The 365-nt window shown below is 69.3% G+C and carries 1 protein-coding gene; it reads left to right on the forward strand.

Features of this window, described 5'->3' with window-relative positions; all coding sequences use genetic code 11:
- Positions 1-365: AMP-binding protein (locus QSJ97_RS24770; protein WP_285675173.1), on the forward strand; the 365-nt coding region annotated here is incomplete at both ends.

Consider the following 365-nt stretch of genomic DNA (forward strand, 5'->3'; position numbering starts at 1 on the left):
GAGAGCCGCGGCGACCAGACCGCGATCATCTGGGAATCGGACGATCCGGGCGTCAGCCAGCACATCAGCTACCGCGAGCTGCACGCCCAGGTGAGCAAGTTCGGCAACGTGCTGCACAGCCTCGGGGTGAAGAAGGGCGACCGGGTGGTGCTCTACCTGCCGATGATCCCGGCCGCGGCCTATGCCATGCTGGCCTGCGCGCGGATCGGCGCGATCCACTCGGTGGTGTTTGCCGGCTTCAGCCCGGACGCGCTGGCCGACCGGGTCAACGGCTGCGACGCCAAGCTGGTGATCTCGGCCGACGAGGCGCCGCGCGGCGGGCGCAACACGCCGCTGAAGGCCAATGTCGACAAGGCGCTGGCCAA

The sequence above is a fragment of the Paralimibaculum aggregatum genome, from assembly GCF_030270585.1.
In the GTDB taxonomy this organism is placed as follows: Bacteria; Pseudomonadota; Alphaproteobacteria; order Rhodobacterales; family Rhodobacteraceae; genus Thermohalobaculum; species Thermohalobaculum aggregatum.